Annotated in this window: 12 protein-coding genes; 4 read left to right on the top strand and 8 right to left on the bottom strand. The window is 60.6% G+C overall.

Annotation, left to right across the window (positions count from 1 at the left end):
* Window positions 1-2: 2 nt before the first annotated feature.
* The 7 genes from H8K11_07470 to H8K11_07500 form a co-directional block, all read right to left on the bottom strand.
* Window positions 3-2084 carry a response regulator gene (locus H8K11_07470; GenBank protein ID MCS6263585.1) on the bottom strand — a complete coding sequence of 694 codons (2082 nt, stop codon included), beginning with the start codon at window positions 2082-2084 and terminating at the stop codon, window positions 3-5.
* Window positions 2078-2683 carry a chemotaxis protein CheB gene (locus H8K11_07475; GenBank protein MCS6263586.1) on the bottom strand — a complete coding sequence of 202 codons (606 nt, stop codon included), beginning with the start codon at window positions 2681-2683 and terminating at the stop codon, window positions 2078-2080. Before H8K11_07475 ends, H8K11_07470 begins: the two co-directional genes overlap by 7 nt.
* Window positions 2680-3531, bottom strand: coding sequence for a protein-glutamate O-methyltransferase CheR (locus H8K11_07480; GenBank protein MCS6263587.1), 852 nt, complete (start codon window positions 3529-3531; stop codon window positions 2680-2682). Before H8K11_07480 ends, H8K11_07475 begins: the two co-directional genes overlap by 4 nt.
* A complete protein-coding gene (locus tag H8K11_07485) occupies window positions 3516-6635 on the bottom strand; it encodes a response regulator (GenBank protein MCS6263588.1) in 3120 nt (1039 codons plus the stop codon). The genes H8K11_07480 and H8K11_07485 overlap by 16 nt, the downstream gene beginning before the upstream one ends.
* Complete coding sequence (locus H8K11_07490; GenBank protein ID MCS6263589.1) at window positions 6632-11437, bottom strand: response regulator; 4806 nt, start codon at window positions 11435-11437, stop codon at window positions 6632-6634. Before H8K11_07490 ends, H8K11_07485 begins: the two co-directional genes overlap by 4 nt.
* Before the next feature lie 118 nt (window positions 11438-11555).
* Window positions 11556-12014, bottom strand: coding sequence for a hypothetical protein (locus tag H8K11_07495; GenBank protein ID MCS6263590.1), 459 nt, complete (start codon window positions 12012-12014; stop codon window positions 11556-11558).
* 55 nt (window positions 12015-12069) lie between these two features.
* A complete protein-coding gene (locus H8K11_07500) occupies window positions 12070-12471 on the bottom strand; it encodes a four-helix bundle copper-binding protein (GenBank protein MCS6263591.1) in 402 nt (133 codons plus the stop codon).
* Between the two features lie 212 nt (window positions 12472-12683).
* Here H8K11_07500 and H8K11_07505 point away from each other — a divergent pair, with 212 nt between their 5' ends.
* Both H8K11_07505 and H8K11_07510 read left to right on the top strand, forming a co-directional pair.
* Window positions 12684-14891 (top strand): VTT domain-containing protein, encoded by a 2208-nt coding sequence (locus H8K11_07505; GenBank protein ID MCS6263592.1) that lies wholly within the window; start codon window positions 12684-12686, stop codon window positions 14889-14891.
* Window positions 14892-14912: 21 nt separating this feature from the next.
* Complete coding sequence (locus H8K11_07510) at window positions 14913-15602, top strand: endonuclease/exonuclease/phosphatase family protein (protein ID MCS6263593.1); 690 nt, start codon at window positions 14913-14915, stop codon at window positions 15600-15602.
* A 139-nt stretch (window positions 15603-15741) separates the two neighbouring features.
* Here H8K11_07510 and H8K11_07515 read toward each other — a convergent pair whose 3' ends face one another.
* Window positions 15742-15981, bottom strand: coding sequence for a hypothetical protein (locus tag H8K11_07515; protein ID MCS6263594.1), 240 nt, complete (start codon window positions 15979-15981; stop codon window positions 15742-15744).
* A 209-nt stretch (window positions 15982-16190) separates the two neighbouring features.
* On the opposite strand from H8K11_07515, the gene H8K11_07520 reads away from it, so the two are divergent.
* Together H8K11_07520 and H8K11_07525 are read left to right on the top strand one after the other, a co-directional pair.
* A complete protein-coding gene (locus H8K11_07520) occupies window positions 16191-16763 on the top strand; it encodes a hemerythrin domain-containing protein (protein ID MCS6263595.1) in 573 nt (190 codons plus the stop codon).
* Window positions 16732-18930: a catalase gene (locus tag H8K11_07525; protein ID MCS6263596.1), complete on the top strand. Its 2199-nt coding sequence runs from the start codon at window positions 16732-16734 to the stop codon at window positions 18928-18930. Before H8K11_07520 ends, H8K11_07525 begins: the two co-directional genes overlap by 32 nt.
* The last annotated feature ends 72 nt before the right edge of the window (window positions 18931-19002 follow it).

Below are 19002 nucleotides of genomic sequence, written 5' to 3' on the forward strand. Positions count from 1 at the left end.
ACTCAGCCTGGCACTCCCTCGTCTGCCAGCGCCTGGCGGATCGCGGCATAGAGTTCGTCGACGGCCGATTCTTTCGAGAGCAAGGTGGTGGCGCCGGCCTGCAGCATGGCCTCCCGTGCCTCGCCGGTGTTTTGCACAGAGAGCCCGATGACGGCGACGTCCGGATGCCGTGCCTTGATTTCGACCGTCGCATCGATCCCGTTGGTCTCAGGCATATTGATATCCATGACCACCACCGCAGGCCGCAACCGTTCGACGAACTCAATGGCTTCTCGACCGGTTGACGCCTCGCCCACCACCGCAACGTCGTCATAATGTTCCAGCACGCTCCGCAATCCCTGGCGGACCATGGCGTGGTCGTCCACCAGTAGAATGCCGATTTTCGACGTGGGGTGATGGGAATGGGAAAGGTGCTCCACGTCTGTGGACCCGGTGCGCAGCGAGGGGGCCCGTGACTCCGCCTGGGCCAGGGTGTCGTTGTCCTCCGGTTTCTCCCGGCTGTTCCAGTAAGGCGTCGTGAGGATGGCGCGTGTCCCGCCGCCCAGGACGGATTCGATCACCAATTGCCCGCCCATGGAGGCCATGCGCTCTCGAATGCTGAACAGACCGAAGCGGTTGGCGGTGGTTCCGGACCGATGTTGCGGCGCAGTGACAAACCCGCATCCGTCATCGGCGACCATCACCTTCAACTGGCCGTCGTCTCTCACCGAGAACACGATGGTCGCCTCCGTAGCCTTGGCATGTTTAAGCACGTTAAAAAGTAGTTCGCGCACGGATTGAAACAGGAGCACCGCCTGGTCTTCCGGGAGCGGCAGGGGCGCTGCCTCCTGTCGCACGGTGACGGCGAGTCCGTGGCGGTGCATTTGGGCGGCCAGCCAGGTCAGTGCCTGGAGCAGGCCGAATTCCTTGAGGGTGGGGGGCGTCAACTCTGCGACGAGCGACCGGGTGTAGTCCAGCGATTGAGTCAGGGCGTGGTCGGCGTCTTTCAACAATTCGGGAACACGCTCCCCCGTGATCAGCGGAATGGTCTGCCGTAATTTCATCCGCACGACCACCAGCAATTGAGCCAGGTAGTCGTGGAGCTCCGTGGCCAGTCGTTTGCGTTCCCGTTGCTCGGTCAGGTTCAACTCCGTCGTCAGCGCACGAAGTTGCTCCTGCGATTGCAGCAATTCCGCTGTCTTCTGGCTGACCGCCCGTTCAAGATCTATGCTCCATCGCTGCAGGCGTGCTTCGGCTTCCTTGCTTTCGGTGACGTCGAAACTCGCCCCGATGTAGCCGAGGACGCCTCCGTCGGCAGAGAGATTCGGCATCCCGACAGAACGTATCCATCGATAGGTGCCGTCCCGCCGCCGACAGCGCAAAGAGGCCTCGAAACGGGTTCGACCCTCGACCGCCTGCCGGTAGACTGTGGCTGCCTGATCGCGATCGTCCGGATGGACGTGGCGAGCCCAGTCGAGCAGGTCAATCTGGCCCAGGTGGTCGATGCCCAGGAAGTCGAGGCAGGCCTGGTTGACGAATTCGCAGCCGGACGGTCCGTTCATCCAGATGATCACCGGTGCACTGTCGGCTAATGTCCTGAAGCGTATGTCGCTCTCCCGCAGCCGACGATCGGCCTCGTCTCGTTCCTTCAGGAGGCGGGCCTTTTCTTCGGCCAATGTAATAAATGTGTCACGCTGTCTGGCCAGCTCCTCCCGCTGCCGGTACAGGTCCAGGAAAATCCCGGTCTTGCTGCGCAACACGTCCGGCTCGATGGGTTTGTAGAGAAAATCCACCGCGCCGGCCTGATACCCGCGAAAGCGGCGGAGGTTGTCTTGAGGCCCTGCCGTCAGAAAAATAATCGGCACATGCTGGGTGCGGTGAGAGCCTCGCATGAGTTCCGCCAGTTCAAAGCCGTCCATGACCGGCATCTGGACGTCGATGATAGCCAGGGCGATGTCGTGTCGGAGCAACAGTTCGAGCGCTTCCCTCCCGGACCTGGCGCGTAACATTTCGACGTCGTCGCGGGATAGGACGGCGCTCAGGGCCACGAGGTTGGGCTCATGGTCGTCGACTAAGAGAAATTTGGCCGGTGAAGCGGTCAGCATTGGACGATGCCTCCCCAGGCGCACAACAGCTCCGCGAGGGCATTCAGGTCCATCACTCGCGCCTCCGGACAGGCCGTCAGGGCGGATTCCGGCATCATGCGGGCCTCGGCGGAATCAGGACTTTGCACTACGACGATCCCGCCGGCTTCGCTGACTGCACGAGCCCCCCTGGCGCCGTCCTCGTTCGCACCGCTGAGCACGATTGCGAGTAAGTCCTTGCCGTACGCGTCCGCAGCGGATTCGAAGAGCACGTCCACCGACGGGCGGGAGAAGTTCACCGGCTCCTCATTCGACAGCGACAGGCGTCGATCCCGCTCCACGAGCAGATGATAGTCGGGCGGCGCAAAGTAGACGGTTCCGGGCACGATGGGCTCCTTATCCTCCGCCTCTTTGATCACAATCCGGCACTTTGTCTGTAACAAGGCCGGAATATTGTTGGGCTTGTCGGCGGGCACGTGTACCGTCACCAGGATTGCCAGCGGGAAGTCTGCCGTCAGCGGGGGCAGGAGGCGCGACAGCGCGGCGACCGCGCCGGCGGACGCTCCGATGACGATGGCGCGTGATTCTCGCAGGCATTCCTGCAGGGGGAGCGCCGTCATTCATCGCCTCGTTTCTGATAAATCCGCTCGCCGGGGAGTAATTCCGTGAACGCCTGGACGTGGGCGTTGAAGCGCAGACTCTCTCTGGCGCCGATCCCGAGAAACCCTTTTCGGACGAGGGCCTCCCTGAACAGTCCGATGGCGCGGTCCTGCATCGGCCGGTCGAAATAAATCAGCACGTTCCGGCAGGACACTAGCTGCACCTCGGCGAAGACCGAATCCGAGACCAGACTATGATCGGAGAAGACCGTCCGCCGGCGGAGTGACTTATCGAACCTGGCCGCCCCGTATGCGGCCGTATAGTAGTCCGATAGCGAACCCTTCCCGCCGGCCAGACGGTGATTCCTCGTAAAGAGGGCGATCCGCTGGAGGTCGTAGACCCCGGCCTCGGCCTTGGCGAGCGCGCCGGCGTTGATGTCGGTGGCATAAAACATGGTTTTGCTCTCCAGCCCTTCCTCACGAAACAGAATAGCCAGGGAGTACAATTCTTCACCCGAACTGCAGCCGGCCACCCAGACCTTCAATGAAGGATAGGTCTTGAGGTGGGGAAGGATCTGTTCCCGCAGTGCGCGAAAATAGCCGGGATCGCGAAACATATCGCTGACCTGCACGGTCAGGTAGTCCAGCAGCTGGGGGAGCACCGCGCTATCGTGCAGCATTCGCTCTTGCAGCGCGGAGAAGGTGCTGCACCCGATGCGTTCGCGTGCCAGCAGGAGTCGCCGTTTGATCGAGGCTTTGGAGTAGCCGCGAAAATCATAGTGATACCGTTGATACAGGGCTTCCAGAAACAGCTGCAGCTCGAGATCTTCTGTCTTCAGCGCCGTGTCGGGGCTCATCGGGGCATCCATACCCGCACGAGCGACAGCAACTGATCCACATCGAGCGGTTTGGCCATGTAGTCGTTCGCCCCGGAGGCCAGCGCCTGCTCCTGGTCGTTCTTCATCGCCTTGGCCGTCAGGGCGATGATGGGAAGTTTGTGCCATTCCGGCCGTTCGCGGATCGCGCGCATGGCCGTGAGGCCATCCATTTCAGGCATCATGATATCCATCAATACGAGGTCGATGAGCCGGTCGTCGCTCCGGAGCGACTCCTCAAGAACGGTCAGCGACTCGCGACCGTTCCGCGCGATCTCGATCTTCGCCCCATGCGGTTCGAGAACCGCGCTCAAGGCAAAAATGTTCCGTACGTCGTCTTCGACGATGAGGATGCGCCGGCTTTCGAGCACGGCGTTCCGGCTGCGCGCTTTCTCCAGCATCCGCTGTTGCTCGGGCGGCAGCGCCGTCACGACCTGATGGAGGAACAGGGTCACTTCGTCCAGCAGCCGTTCCGGAGATTTCGCGCCCTTGATAATGATCGAACTTGAATATTTGCGCAGCCGCTGTTCCTCATCGGGAGAAAGCTCCCGGCCCGTATAGACGATCACCGGTGGAAATGCGAGGTGTTCTTCTCGGCTCAGCGTTTCGAGCAACGAAAAGCCCGACGCATCGGGTAGCGTGAGGTCGAGCACCATGCAATCGAAGGTGCGTTCGGCGAGATGGGCGAGGCATTCCGCCGCGCTGTCTGCGCCGATCGTTTCGACTTCGTCTGAACCGAGCAGCAGCCGCAGGCTCTCACGCTGGGCGGGGTCGTCCTCCACGATCAACACCCGCCGCGGTTTATCCGTCAGCCTGGTCTCGAATTGCCGGAAGGCCTCCACCAGCTGATCCCGCTTCACCGGTTTGAGCATGTAGCCGACGGCGCCCAACGAGAGTGCGGTTTTTTCATAATCGAGACCCGACACGACGTGGATCGGAATATGACGCGTCCTCGGATCGGCTTTCAGTCGGTCGATGACGGAGAGCCCGGAATGGTCCGGAAGTCCGATATCGAGAATGACCGCGCTCGGCAGGTAGCGCGAGGACAGCGCCAGGGCATCGGCGGCCGTCGTGGCGATCAGGACCTGAAAATTGAGTTCATGGGCCAGGTCCGCAAGAATCTTTGAAAAGGGTTCGTCATCCTCGACGATCAAAATCACCCGCCGGTTGGCGGCCAGCCGTTCACGATCATCGTCGATGGGTGTCGTCGCGACCCGATTTTCGGACGGAATGGCAGGCAAGCGCGGAATGTCGCCGGGGCTGATCGCCGCAGGCGGCGGTTGTCCTTGGAGGGAGCGGGCAGGCGCCGGTAACGGCGCAGACGAGAAGCGTTGAGGGAGGAGCACGGTGAAGGTACTGCCCTGGCCGGGAGCACTCGACAAATGAATGTCTCCCCCCAGCAGTCGAACGAATTCGCGCGAAATGGAAAGTCCGAGTCCGGTTCCGCCGTATTTCCGGCTGGTGGTGCCGTCGCCCTGGCAGAAAGGTTCGAAAATCAGCTCATGCTGGTCCTGCGGAATACCGATGCCGCTGTCCTGAACCGAGAAGGCCAGGCGGCTGTCCGGGAGGCGGGATACTTCGAGCGACACTTCGCCGATCTCGGTGAATTTGATGGCGTTCGACAGAAGATTCTTCAGCACCTGTTCGAGCCGTTGCGAGTCGGTCTCGAACGAATCGGGTGTGCCAGGACGCTGTTGCATGATGAGCCGGAGGCCCCGTTGTTCCGCGAGTGGTTGGAACATCGACCGCAAGCTGTCGAGGAGCCTCGGAATCGGCACTTGTTGCGGAGTAAGGTCGATGCGTCCCGCTTCCACCTTGGCCAGGTCCAGGACGTCGTCGATCAGCGCCAGCAAGTCATGGCCGGAGGATTCGATCGTCGTGAGCGATTTGATCTGGTCGGCCGTGAGATTGCCCTGGGGATTGTCGGCCAACAGTTTCGTTAGGATCAGCGTCGAGTTCAGGGGCGTCCGCATTTCGTGCGACATGTTGGCCAGAAACTCGGATTTGTAGCGACTGGCCCGCTCCAACTGTCTGGTTTGCGATTCGAGAATCGCCGTCGATTTATTCAGATCTTCCTTCTGAATTTCGAGGATTTGGGCTTGCTCCTCCAACTGGGAGTTGGTTTGTTCCAGTTCCGCCTGTTGTTGTTCGAGGCGGCCGTGCGACTCCTTCAGCGCCCGACTCTGTTCCTCCAGTTCTTCGTTGGCGACGCGGAGCTCCTCACTTTGCACCTGCAACTCCTCGGCTTGCCGTTGGGTCTCTTCCAGGAGGTCCTGAAGGCGAGTCCGGTATCGGGCCGACCGGACGGCAACGGCGATCGATTCCGCCACGCGATCGACGAACTCCCGATCGGATTCCGTCACTCGGGTGAAAAATCCGAGTTCCAGGACGGTGTTCACGCGTCCATCGACGCTCAACGGTGCGATCATCAGGTGGCGCGGAGCGCTTCGTCCCAAACCGGAGCCGATGGTGAAATACCCCTCCGGCAAGTCCTGCACCACAACCGTGTGTTTGTGCTGGAGCGCCTGGCCCAGGAGTCCATCGCCCGCCGTGAACCGTTCCGGCAGGGCAGTGCCTTCCGGGATCCCATAGGTCGCGGCGCGGTGAAACCCGCTCCCGTTGTCGATGAAGATGGCCCCGGCTTCCGCTCCCAGGTAGGTGGCAAGGCTATGCAACAGGTTTTCGCCCAGGCTGTTCAGCGCCAACTCTCCCATCATCCGTTCGCTGAGGAGGGTCTGACCTGCCCGCATCCATTCTTCTTTGCGCATGGCGAGCCGGTTGCGGATGAAATGGGCGCCGAACGCGGCCAGTGCCCAGGAGGTGGCGATACCAACCAGGCGATTGATGCGTGAGATAGACGGATCAATACCCGGAGGACTCAGGTAGAGGCCTGCCACTGTCAGGACCGTGACGGCTCCCGCCACGGCAAAGGGGGTCACCGGAAACCAGAAGAGATAGGCCAATACGAGCGGGACCAGGTAGAGGACCCAGATGGTGATGCCGAGCGGCGTATAAAAATCCAGCACGAAGACGGTTGCCAGAGAGAAGACGATTGCTCCGGACAGCAGGGGATTGGGGGATTGTTGGAATCGTATCATGGGACCTGCAGCAGTTCCTTCCGGGCGACCTGGATGGTCTGGTACAAGTCTTCCACCGCAGCCTCCTTGTTGAGAAAGGCCGCCGCACCGGCTTCCTTCATCACGCGTCCCACATGGGCTGCGTTTTGTACGGAGAGCCCGATGATGATCGTCGCGGGAAGGACTTGCTTGATCCGTCTGGTGGCTTCAATGCCGTCCATCTGCGGCATGTTGACGTCCATGAGCACGACGTCGGGCTGCAATTGGATCGTCAGGGTGACGGCCTCTTCACCATCGGCCGCCTCTCCTACGACTTGGATATTCCCATAGGCGGCCAGTAGTCCGCACAGACCCTGCCGCACCATGGCATGGTCGTCGGCGATCAACACGCGGATGGGGTGATCGACAGGCTCGAGTTCGCCGGTCGCACCCGCCTGCTCAGCCGCCTCTGGTTTCCTAGCGAGGGGCACAGTGTTCGGGACCGTCCCGTCCATTCCTGCCGGTTGTTTCGCGCGCGTCTTGCCGGGCGCCAGCGGCGCGGTCAACGTGGCCTCAGTGCCCCGGCCGGGCTGGGATTGCAATTCAAAGCGGCCGCCGAGTGCGAGCATGCGCTCGCGTATGCTGAACAGTCCGAAGCCCGGGATACCTGTGGAGCCCGCCGCCGGAACAGAGTCCGGAGGGGAGAAGCCTCGGCCCTGGTCTGCGACGGTAATATGCAGCCAACCCTCCTCCTCCCTGACCGTGATCCGCGCCTGCTTGGCAGACGCATGTTTCACGATATTCATCAGCAGTTCGCGTACCGATTGGAACAGCAGCATGGCCTGGTCCTCCGGCAGGGCGAGGTGCTCTGTTCCGAGCTCCAGGGATACCTGCAGGTCCCGTTGTATCATTTGTTCCGCCAACCACTTTAGGGCCATCGGCAATCCGAATTCTTTCAGAATCGGCGGGCTGAGTTGGGCCACGAGGGTGCGGGTATAGGTCAGGGCCTGATCCATCACGTCCTGCAACTCGCTCAGGATCTTTCCCAAGGCCGTCGTCATGGGTTGCTGTTTGGCCTGGGCCAGACGGATCCGGCTCAGGGCCAGAAGTTGCGCCAGATAATCGTGCAGTTCAGTTGCCAGATGTTGCCGTTCCCGCTGTCCGGCGAGATTCAATTCGGTGGCGAGCGCCCGCAGCTGTTCCCGAGACTGAGACAGTTCGAGAGTGCGTTCCACCACCCGCTGCTCCAGATCGGAGGCAGACCGCTGGAGGGCTTCCTCCACGTGCTTGCGTCTCGTGATGTCGTAATTGATCCCGACCATCCGGATGGCCTCTCCCTGGTTGTTCCTGACCGTCGCTCCCTGTCCGGCAAGCCAGCGGATCGAGCCGTCCTGCGCGACCACTCGAAACTCCTGGGAGAATGAGCCCGTCGTCAAAGCCTCCGCGGCCGCTTCCTTTACGCGGCACACATCGTCCGGATGGATGGATTCGTAGAAGTGCTCCGCATGCGTCAGGGGCCTGTCTCTTGGTCTGTCGAACAGCTCGTATTGTTTGGCGTCCCAATTGGTCGCTCCGGTCGAGAGGTCCGCGTCCCACGCACCCATCGAGCCGGCTGCCATGGCCAAACGAAGTCGTTCCTCATTGGACCGCAACAACTCGCCGGCCCGGGCCCGTTCGATCCCGAGAGCCAGGGTCCTGGCGATCGTCTGAGCCAGGCCTCTCTCCTGCTCGTCCATCACGTGGGGCCGGTCGAAATACATCATGAACTTGCCGAGTAACCGGCCGCCGAAGGTCAGCGGGATAAAGCCCAGCGCGGAGATCCCTTCGCTCTGAATGACCGATCGCAAAGAAGTGTGGAGACCGGACGAGGCGACATCAGGAATGAAGATGGCCGGGGGATCTTGCTGGTCCGGGGGCCAGGGTGAATGGCCCTCGACTGCCTCTCGATACGCCTGCGACAGACCGCGCCAGGCCTCGAAACGCATCACGCCTTCGTCGTCGAACAGCAGAATCGAAGCGCGGTCCGCATGCAGGGCCTTGATGATCGTGTCGATGGCTTTGTCGTAGAGGCCGCTCAGGGTTTCCGCCCGGTTGACGACGTCCGCCAGATCGTACAAGAGGGATTGCCGGTGGGTGAGGGCCAGGAGTTCCGCTTCCTGACGTTTGCGGTCGGTGATGTCGAGCCCCACGGCGAGGATATGGCGCAGTTCGCCGTCTTCCCGAACCCCGCCGACACTGACTCTGGTCCAGACCGCGGACCCGTCCTTGCGCCGGTATCGCTTCTCAATCACGAAGTCCGGACCGCCGGCGGTCAACCGATGAAAGAGCACGAGGTTGGCCGGCAGGTCCTCCGGATCGGTGACCTGCTGCATGTTCATCCCGAGCAGTTCAGCTGCACTGTATCCGAGCAACTCGCAGAAGCGTTGATTCACGAGCAGGAATCGCCCGGTGAGATCGGTCTGCGCGACGGCGGCCGTCGCTTGGCTGACGATGGCCTCAAACCTTGCCTCGCTGTGTGCAATCTCCCTTTGCGCCTCACGTCGGACGCGCGCCATGTCGAGATGGGTGGCGACTCGCGCGAGTAATTCACGGGCGCCGAAAGGTTTGACGAGATAGTCGTCCGCGCCACGCCCCAGCCCTTCGATTCTGGACTCTTCGCCTGCGCGCGCCGAGAGCAAAATGACGGGAATGGTTTTGAGGGCGGGGTCGTCTCGCAGGGCTTGAAGGAGCCCGAAACCGTCCAGGTGCGGCATCATGATATCGCTGAGGATCAAATCCGGCGGTTGCCGGCGGGCTTCGGTCAAGGCGGCCATGCCTTCCGGCATGGCCGTGACGTGGTACCGATCCGCCAAGAGACGCATGATGTACTGGCGCATGTCCGCATTGTCATCGACCACGAGAACCCTGGGTCGGGCCGTCTCCTCGCTCGTTGTGGAGAGAGGGGCTTCGGCAGGCTCAGGCCTCCTGTCCGTCGGCTTCGTCTCGCGTTCCGGTTCGGGCAGCCAGTGGAGCGCTTCCTCCAGATAGGGTCTGACTCCGGTCTCGGGTGTGGTTGATCGGCTTTGCGCGACGACCTTATCCGGCGGGAGATGGGCGTTTCCGAACGGCAGCGTGACGACAAAGGTGCTGCCTTGGTCCACGTGGCTGCTGACCCGGACGGTTCCTCCGTGAAGGTGGACCAACTCCTGAACCAGCGCCAAGCCGATACCGCTCCCTTCATAGGTCCGGCTGCGCATTTCCTGCACGCGATAGAACCGTTCGAAGAGCCTCGGGAGGGCTTCGGGCGGAATGCCGACACCGGTATCCTGGACATGTAGTTCCACCCCGCCTGTCTGTGCATGCAGTGAGAGCGCGATGTGGCCCTGAAAAGTGAATTTGAAGGCGTTGCTGAGCAGGTTCAGAACGATCTTCTCCCACATGTCACGATCGACATAGATCGTTTCAGGCAATGGCGGACAGTCGATCCGGAATACCAGCCCTGCCTGCTCCACAGCCGATCGGAACTGGCTTGCGAGGTCGGCGCTATAGGCTGCCAGATCGGTCGGCTCATAGCGCGCCTCGACGCGGCCTGCTTCCAGGCGTGAAAATTCCAGCAGCGTGTTGACCAGTTTCAGCAGCCGGAGACTGTTGCGATGTGCCACCTCGAGGCGGGGCGCATGGGGGCGCTCACGAAGTTCCTCCTCCAGCGGCCCGAGCATGAGGGTGAGCGGCGTTCGGAATTCGTGACTGACGTTGCTGAAGAACGCGGTCTTGGCGCGATCGAGCTCGGTCAGGGCTTCGGCCCGGCGTTTCTCCGAAGAGTACGCCTCCGCATTGGTAAGGGCTCCTGCGATGTGAGACTCGACCATGGTGAAGAACGAGCGGTAGTCGTCGTCCAGCGGCCGGCGAGGGTTGATTCCTGCCACCAGTATGACGGCACGGCCATCCCAGCGTACCGTGCTGAGCGGCAGGAGGATGGCCTGCCTGGTCGGTTCAGGCCAGTACCCGCCGGACAGGGGCCCGAAGCGGTCGCCTACGTCGTCGACGATGACCGGAACACCTTCTTGGAGAGGGGCTGACAGCGGCCACCCGGTATCAGGATCCTCCAGCGTGAGGCTCACGGTTTCTTGCCGAGCCGGACTTTCCGGAGATAATCCCGTGGATGCGATCAAGTGCGCGTACCGACGATCCCGGTCGATATGGTAGAGGAGCGCAAAGGGTACGTCTGCTTGATCGGTAGCGAGCGCTTCGATGGCCAGGCGGCAGGCATCCTGCTGGCTATGGGCGGACCCAGACCGGGAGGCCAGTTCACGCAGCAGGCGCATGCGCCGGTCGTTGAGGACCCGGTAGGTGGTTTCCTGGACGATATTTAGGATGCCTTCGACTGCGCCGTTTTGTCCGCGAATGGGGTTCAAGCTGTAGTCGAAGTAACATTCCTCCGTGTACCCGAACCGTTGCATCGGCAAGAGTTCGTCGCTCCGCCAGTTCGCCTGCCCGGTGGCATGGACGCTGAGAAAGTAGTGCTGAATGGTTTCCCACAGCTCGGGCCAGACTTCCCGCGCAGGCCGGCCGAGCGCCCAGGGGTGTTTCCCGCCGACGACCGGTCGCCAGGCGTCGTTGTAGAGGAGCCAGTTTTCCGCCCCCCAGTAGATGGCCATTGGGGTTTGGGCCGTGAGACAGACACCGAGGGTGGACACGAGTGCGGCGGGCCAATGTTCAATCGGCCCAAGCGGGGTCCGGCGCCACTCGAATGCCCGGATCCGGCCACCCATTTCACTGCCGGTCAACCAACTGAAGGTTTCGCTTGCATTCATCTGCTGGTCAATCGCATCGGGGGTGAATGATGACTCTGTGTGCCAGGTCATGGACGGACTCTAGGGTCCAGGACGCAACATCCACACTGCGCACGGGTAGTAGCACCTTGGGCCAAGTCGCCCCACTAGTGAAACCCCTAGTTCGATCGGGCGTGTACGACAACGTAGCTTATTTTGCGGGAAAAGAGGGAGGAATCTCAGGCGCCGTGGTGTCCATCACCCGGACGGCCTGTTGTCGCTCATCGAGTTTGAGGGTGACACGTTGACCGACAGATAAATTGAGAAAGAGTTCCGGTTTTGGGATTTGAAAAGCCACTTCCCGACCAAGATCGGTCGTGAGCAGTCCCTGTTTCGCGATCAAGTCCACTTTTGCCAGCACTCCGGAGACGATGTCCTGCGGATCGGTTGCCGCATCTGCCATGAGATAAATATGTGGATTACTTGATAGATGAGGCGGTTTTGCTGATTTCGGATCGGGTGGAGCCGGAACCGGGTCGGACGGTTTCGGTGGAACGGTCGGCCCGGGACCGGGATGTGGAACAGGAGCCGGTACTTCGTTCCATGCGGGGCTCCACCCCGTGAGCAGGGCTCCACTCACCAGGCCGACTCCGATGATGGTGCGTAACATGATGACCTCCTCTCAAGCCGGTTCCTGGTGACGACTGACGATCAGATGCAGTCGGCTAGGCCGTACCACCGGAGGAACTCGGCACTGTTTCCATCACCATCTTATGGCAGAGTTCGGCGCAGCGACGGCATGCGGCCGCGCAGTCACCGCAGAGGGCGTGGTGCGGGGCCTGTTCTTCACACAGGCCGGCACAGAGTTCACACACCTCGGCGCACCAGGCGCACAGCCGGACGGCGAACGCGGAGGTCCGGCCCATCCACTGAGCCGAGAGAAGACAGATGTCGGCGCAGTCCCGACAGAGTCGAATACAGCGGGTCATCAAATCCTGCTCTGTTTCATGGGGCATACCGATCATGTCGTCTCCGCAGGTATTACACAGACGGGCGCACTCAAAGCAGGCCTGGATGCAGTCGATTCGGTGTTGATCGATGGAGTGGGGCGCTGCAGCCGTGGTCATCAGTCTGTCCTCCTTATGGTCTGAATCCAGATGTCAGCCTACCGAAGAGTGCGTCAGTCGCCCACTAGGAAAACCTCTTGATCGATGGTCCAGAGCTAGGGGTATGACCAGCTGGGCATTCTGCGTGGTCTGAGTTAAGGTGACTGCGCGCATCGCCTGTGAGACCGACTGCGCGTGGAACGACTGTGACCGTGGATGCGGGAGGGTGTTGCATGGAGCGAGCCGAAGTTCTGAGGGCATGTCAGGGGCAGGAACAGACACCGCAGTCGTTTTTGGTACGAGGCCGCACTTGTTGGCGCGTGGAACAAAGCGATCGGTGCGGATTCTTGATCGATGGGGAAGCGTATTTCAAGACGTTTCGGGATGTCGCATTGCACGCCAAACATTCCATCATGATTGTCGGATGGGATCTCGATACGCAGATCGAATTGGTCAGGGGCCCGGCCGAGCCGTCCGAATTTCCGTCGAAACTCGGGGAGTTTGTGTCGGCGCTCCTACGGCGCAAGCGAAAGCTGCGAGTCTATGTGCTCAATTGGGACTTCGCCATGATCTACGCTCTGGAGCGTGAGTGGATGCCGACGGCCCAGACGGGCTGGAGCGGCCACCGTCGGCTCTCCTATCAGGTGGATGGGCAGCATCCTATCGGCGCCTCGCATCACCAGAAGCTTGTGGTCATCGACGACACGATTGCTTTTGTCGGAGGGCTGGATTTGACGAAATCCCGATGGGATACCCCTGCGCATGCTTGCCAGGATCCCCTTCGGGTCGACGCGGACGGGCAACCCTATGCGCCGTTTCACGATGTTCAGATGATGGTGTCGGGTGAGGCGGCCGCTGCCTTGGGTGAGTTGGCTCGTGACCGATGGTTTAACGCGACGGGACGGCGACTCGCCCCCTCCGCCCGACGGCCGGTGGAGGAGTTGTGGCCGGTCGCCCTCGTGCCGGATGTGGAACAGTGCGGCGTCGGTATCATGCGCACCCAGCCTGCCTATGCGGGGCAACCTGAGGTCCGGGAGATCGAACAGGCCTATCTGGAAGGAATCAAGCGCGCCCGCCGCTCTATTTATATCGAGTCGCAGTATTTTACGTCCAATACGATCAGTCGGGCCCTGGCGGCCCGGCTCATGGAGCAGGATGGTCCGGAAGTCGTGTTGGTTCTTCGTCACAATTGCGACGGATGGTTGGAACGCCAGACGATGGACGCGCTCCGTTCCCGTATCCTGCATGAGCTGGAACTCGCCGACCATTATGGACGTCTGCGCATCTACGCGCCTACCGTACCGAACACGCAGGGCAGGGACATGGTGGCGGTGCACAGCAAGTTGCTCATCGTTGACGAAGATTTTGTTTGCCTGGGGTCGGCCAATGTGTCGAATCGTTCGATGGGATTCGATACGGAGTGTAATCTCGCGATCGAATCCGTCGGAACCTCCCGGCTCCAGGCGGTGATTGCGAGATTGCGCAATGGATTGATCGGGGAACATCTAGGCGTCGAGCCTGAGCTGGTGGCTGAGCATGTCCGGCGGCTGGATTCCCTGGGGCCTGCGATCGATCACCTGCGGGGCGGAGATCGGAGCCTGGAAGATGGATGCTTCGACAAGAGCCCCGCCGAAGCCATTTCAATCCCGGAACAACTCCTGATCGACCCCGAACGTCCCATGGCCGCGGATGAGGTGTTGGGGGCCGTGGTTCAACATCGGGAGCGGGCACATGTGGGGCGCCGGGTGTTCCTTGGATATACGGCGCTGCTGATACTGGGTCTCCTGGCCGCTGCGTGGCGTTGGAGCCCTCTGAGTGAGTGGATGAATGTGAACGACCTGGTTGATGCCGTGCGGGCCTTCGGCCAAGGACCTACCGGTTCGCTCGTCATGCTGGGCGGTTTCCTGGTGGGTGGTTTTCTCGCGGTTCCTATCACGGTGTTGATCGTGGTGACCATTCTGGCGTTCGGCCCGCTGGTCGGTGCGCCATCCGCCCTGGCCGGCGCCCTCCTAAGCGCGGTAACCATTTTTGGCCTGGGTCGGGCCTTGGGCAGATATCGAGTGCAGCGGTTTGCCGGCCGTCGAGTGGCGCATTTGAGCCGCCGGATTGCCCAAAGAGGATTCTGGGCGATTCTGATCGTCAGGCTCCTGCCCATCGCGCCCTTTTCCATGGTCAATCTGGTTGCCGGGGCGACCTCGCTGTCGCTCCGCGATTTTCTGCTGGGGACGGCGCTCGGCATGAGCCCCGGAATTGTGCTGATGTCGGCGTTCGTCGACCGTTTGGCGGAAGCCCTGCGCAATCCGAGTCCCGTCGCCTTTGGCGTGCTGGGCCTGCTCATGGCTGCGGCATGGAGTGTCGCCTGGTACGTGTCGCGGCGGTTACAGGTCAGGGGCACCCCACCGGATGTCGGCAACGTTCAGCAGGTGGCGCCGGCCGGCTGAGGCCGTGTGAATAGGAGCACGATGCATCTGCGGGTAGCCTCCTACAATATCCATCGCGCTATCGGACGGGACGGGCGATATGAGCCCGGTCGCATCCTGCGTGTGGCGCAAGAACTCAATGCGGACATCATTGCTTTGCAGGAAGTTGATTTTCCAAGGCAGGACCACGCTCCTATTGCGCCGTGGCTGGCGCAGAAAACCGGGATGATAGCCATCGGCGGACCTGTGTGGTCACGGGAAGGTGTGGGGTATGGCAACGCGCTGCTGAGCCGGTACCCGGTGGATCGGGTACGGCGATGGGATCTCTCAGTGGGTCGGCACGAACCGAGGGGCGCGCTGGATGTCGAGCTCACAATCTGCGGCCGAACGGTTCACGTGCTCAATACCCACCTGGGACTGTGGCCTCGCGAACGACCGCAACAAGCGGATCGATTGTTGGAACTCCTGGCACTCAGCCGGCGTGATCTCACTATTTTGATGGGAGACCTGAATGAGTGGCACGTATGGGGAAAATCCTTGCGAGGTTTGCGTCGGGTGTTCGGTTCCCCGGCTGCCCCGGTCACCTTTCCCGCTCGATGGCCGGTGTTGGCGCTGGACCGGATCTGGATCTTTCCCGCTCAGGCGCTACTCACAGTGGAAGCGCACGATACTCCCCGGAGCCGACTGGCCTCAGACCATCTGCCGGTCAAGGCCGACATTTACCTTCCTTGAGATGTGAAACGTAAAACGTTAGCCGTGAAATGTGGGACGTAAAACGTCGCCCATTGCCGAGGCTGTTATCGAGCAGGTTGCTTAATAATCCGTCGGGCGAAGTTCTCCGAGATACGTTTCACGTCTTCCGTTTCACGTTTCACAGCGAACGACTTGCCGAGGCTTCCGGGATGGCCGCGTGTTCGCGGCTCAGTTTCGAAAATCGAACCGAACAGGACGGGCAATAGGTATGGGTCAACCGGTAGTCCCCGCTGGTCAGATGATGGGTGTTGAGATAGGCGTCCAACGTTCCCCATCCCGGTTCCATCTCCTCATGTCGTGAATCGTCCCGCACATTGTTGCAACCGCAGCAAATGGGAATGAACTGTGGCGTTGTCATGGCTTCACCTCCATGGTTGAGCGCACTGAACTCCCCTTTATTGAGTATACATAAAGCCCTGGGCCAGTCCACTAGGAGGTGCCCTAGTTCCCACTCAGGGGTGGTGGCGGAGTCAGGATAACTAGGGCTTCCACGAGCTCACCCGGTTCGACCCGCGTGATAGGTTGCGCCTGGCAGTAAGGAATCTCTTCATTCGAAAGGAGCTGACCATGGCACGAGCGGCAGGATTCGTTTCGACGGTTTTCGAAATGCTGAAAGAGGATCACGACAAGGTCAAGAAGCTGTTTGAGGATTTCGAATCGGCGGAGGGGCGAGAGCGGGGCGAGATCGCAAAAACGGCGATCCAGGAGCTGGAAATCCATGCCGACCTGGAAGAACGCTTGATTTATCCCGCTATTCGGGCGGAACTCGATGACGCAGACATGATGAACGAGGCGGTGGAGGAACATCACCTCGTCCATGTGCTCATCGCTGAGCTGAAGAAACTCAAATCGGGGGACGAGAAATTTCAGGCCAAGTTCAGCGTGCTCAGCGAACTGGTGAAGCATCACATCCAGGAAGAAGAGGATGAAATGTTTCCGAAAGCCGAAGCATGCGACATCGACTGGGAATCTCTGGAGGCAACGGTCCTCAAGCGCAAGGAAACGTTGATGGCCAAAGCATCCGGTCGAAAAACCGGCGCCCGCCATCCAGGAAAACCACTCGATAGACGACCATGCCGGCGAGGGCCAACCAGGGGAGGACTGTGCCATGCCCAAAGATCGTTCCAAGCGGGAGAATGAGAAAACCGCTGCCCTTGACAGCGCACGGGAGAAGTCCGGCGATCAGTTCCTGACTACCAATCAAGGCCTGCGCGTCAACGATGATCAGAATAGCCTCAAAGCCGGTGCGCGCGGTCCAACACTGCTGGAAGATTTTATCCTCCGGGAAAAAATCACGCATTTCGACCATGAACGTATTCCGGAGCGAGTGGTGCACGCGAGGGGCGCCGCGGCGCACGGCTACTTTCAAGTGTACAAGTCGCTTGCCTCGCTGACGAGGGCGAAGTTTCTGCAGGACCCGGAGGTCAAGACCCCGGTCTTTGTGCGTTTCTCGACCGTCGCCGGGTCGCGAGGCTCCAGTGATCTGGCGCGGGACGCGCGCGGCTTCGCCGTGAAGTTTTACACGGAGGAAGGGAATTACGACCTGGTGGGCAACAACATCCCGGTCTTCTTCATCCAGGATGCGGTGAAATTCCCGGATCTGGTCCATGCCGTGAAACCGGAGCCTCATCATGAGATGCCGCAGGCGGCCTCGGCGCATGATACGTTCTGGGACTTTATCTCGCTGATGCCGGAGTCCATGCACATGATCATGTGGGTCATGTCGGATCGAGCGCTTCCGAGGAGTTTTCGCATGATGGAAGGATTCGGGGTGCATACCTTTCGTTTCGTGAATGCCAAGGGGGTCGCTCGATTTGTAAAGTTCCACTGGAAGCCTCTGCTGGGTGTGCATTCCATCTTGTGGGATGAGGCCCAGAAAATTTCCGGCCTGGATCCTGATTTTCACCGGCGTGATTTGTGGGAGGCGATCGAGGCGGGGCAGTATCCGGAATGGGAGCTAGGAGTGCAGATTGTGGAGGAGAAAGACGAACATACGTTCGACTTCGATCTTTTGGATCCGACGAAGCTCATTCCTGAAGAACTGGTGCCGGTAGTCCGGATCGGAAAAATGACACTGGATCGCAATCCGGATAACTTTTTTGCCGAAACCGAACAGGTGGCCTTCCACCCCGGGCACCTCGTTCCCGGCATCGATTTCACCAACGATCCGTTGTTGCAGGGCCGACTATTCTCCTATACGGACACCCAACTCATCCGGTTGGGCGGTCCGAACTTCCATGAGATTCCCATCAATCGTCCGCTTGCGCCCATACATAACAACCAGCGTGACGGGCACATGCGGCAAACGATCAATCCCGGACAGGTGAGTTATCAACCGAACACATTGGGGGGTGGTTGTCCCATGCAGGCCAGGGCGGACATGGGTGGGTTCCTGAGTTATGCAGAACGGCTGCCTGCCAGCAAGGTGCGGGAGCGGAGCAGGAGTTTCTTCGACCATTTCAGCCAGGCTGCGCTGTTTTGGCGGAGCCAGTCTGCGCCGGAGCAAGAACATCTGGTGCAGGCGTTGCAGTTTGAATTGGGCAAGGTCGAGAGTCTTCCCATTCGCGAGCGAATGGTCGGCATGCTGTCCCAGATCGACAAAAATCTGGCTTCACGAGTGGCCGAGGGGCTGGGGCTGCCGGTCAAGAAGGTCGACGGTCTGCTCAATTTGAGTATTCCTGCGGACGGGGATCCGAAGGATTTTCAGCCCAAGCGGGCGACGACCTCACTGGAGAAATCCGCGGCGTTGAGCATGGTGCTGGCTCCCAAGGAAGGCATCCAAACCAGGAAAGTGGCGATTCTTGTTGCCGATGGAGTGAACGCAGAAGCTGTCAAGGGAATGCAGACGGCCCTGGCGGCTGCCGGAGGGCAGGGCAAGATCGTGGGAACCCGCTCGGGGAGCCTCAAAGCTGCGAACGGCAGTCAGATGAAGATCGATTTCAGCCTGTTGACGACGGGATCGGTCTTATTCGACGCGGTCTATGTTCCCGGCGGTGAAGCGAGCGTCAGTGCATTGTTGCGCACCGCCAAAGCCAGGATGTTTGTTCAGGACGCCTACCTGCATTGCAAGACGATTGCCGCAACGGGGGAGGGGGTTGCCTTTGTTGAAGAGGCGGTCGGGGCGGTCGATCCGAGTGCGCAACCTCGCGAAAACCTCAAGGGACTGACGAAAAACTGGTCAGGTGATCCGGGGATTATTCTGTCGCCGGATCCGTTACCCAAGCAGATTGCGGCCCCCTTCATTGAGGGAATCGAGATGCATCGGCATTGGACAAGGGAAGTGCCCCTCGCCAGACCTACATCCTAGAACGTATGTCGCGAGGCCTTACGCTGGTCGTGTTGAACGCAGCCGCCCTCCACACCGTTGATGTGGAGGGCG

Origin of the sequence: Nitrospira sp. (genome assembly GCA_024998565.1) — a bacterium.
GTDB lineage: Bacteria > Nitrospirota > Nitrospiria > Nitrospirales > Nitrospiraceae > Nitrospira_A.

Coding starts and splice junctions, on each gene's coding strand:
- H8K11_07510 (MCS6263593.1), top strand. CDS start 14,913: ATGCATCTGCGGGTAGCCTCCTACAATATCCATCGCGCTATCGGACGG.
- H8K11_07490 (MCS6263589.1), bottom strand. CDS start 11,437: ATGACCTGGCACACAGAGTCATCATTCACCCCCGATGCGATTGACCAG.
- H8K11_07485 (MCS6263588.1), bottom strand. CDS start 6,635: ATGATACGATTCCAACAATCCCCCAATCCCCTGCTGTCCGGAGCAATC.
- H8K11_07505 (MCS6263592.1), top strand. CDS start 12,684: ATGGAGCGAGCCGAAGTTCTGAGGGCATGTCAGGGGCAGGAACAGACA.
- H8K11_07515 (MCS6263594.1), bottom strand. CDS start 15,981: ATGACAACGCCACAGTTCATTCCCATTTGCTGCGGTTGCAACAATGTG.
- H8K11_07480 (MCS6263587.1), bottom strand. CDS start 3,531: ATGGATGCCCCGATGAGCCCCGACACGGCGCTGAAGACAGAAGATCTC.
- H8K11_07475 (MCS6263586.1), bottom strand. CDS start 2,683: ATGACGGCGCTCCCCCTGCAGGAATGCCTGCGAGAATCACGCGCCATC.
- H8K11_07525 (MCS6263596.1), top strand. CDS start 16,732: ATGCCCAAAGATCGTTCCAAGCGGGAGAATGAGAAAACCGCTGCCCTT.
- H8K11_07500 (MCS6263591.1), bottom strand. CDS start 12,471: ATGACCACGGCTGCAGCGCCCCACTCCATCGATCAACACCGAATCGAC.
- H8K11_07470 (MCS6263585.1), bottom strand. CDS start 2,084: ATGCTGACCGCTTCACCGGCCAAATTTCTCTTAGTCGACGACCATGAG.
- H8K11_07495 (MCS6263590.1), bottom strand. CDS start 12,014: ATGTTACGCACCATCATCGGAGTCGGCCTGGTGAGTGGAGCCCTGCTC.
- H8K11_07520 (MCS6263595.1), top strand. CDS start 16,191: ATGGCACGAGCGGCAGGATTCGTTTCGACGGTTTTCGAAATGCTGAAA.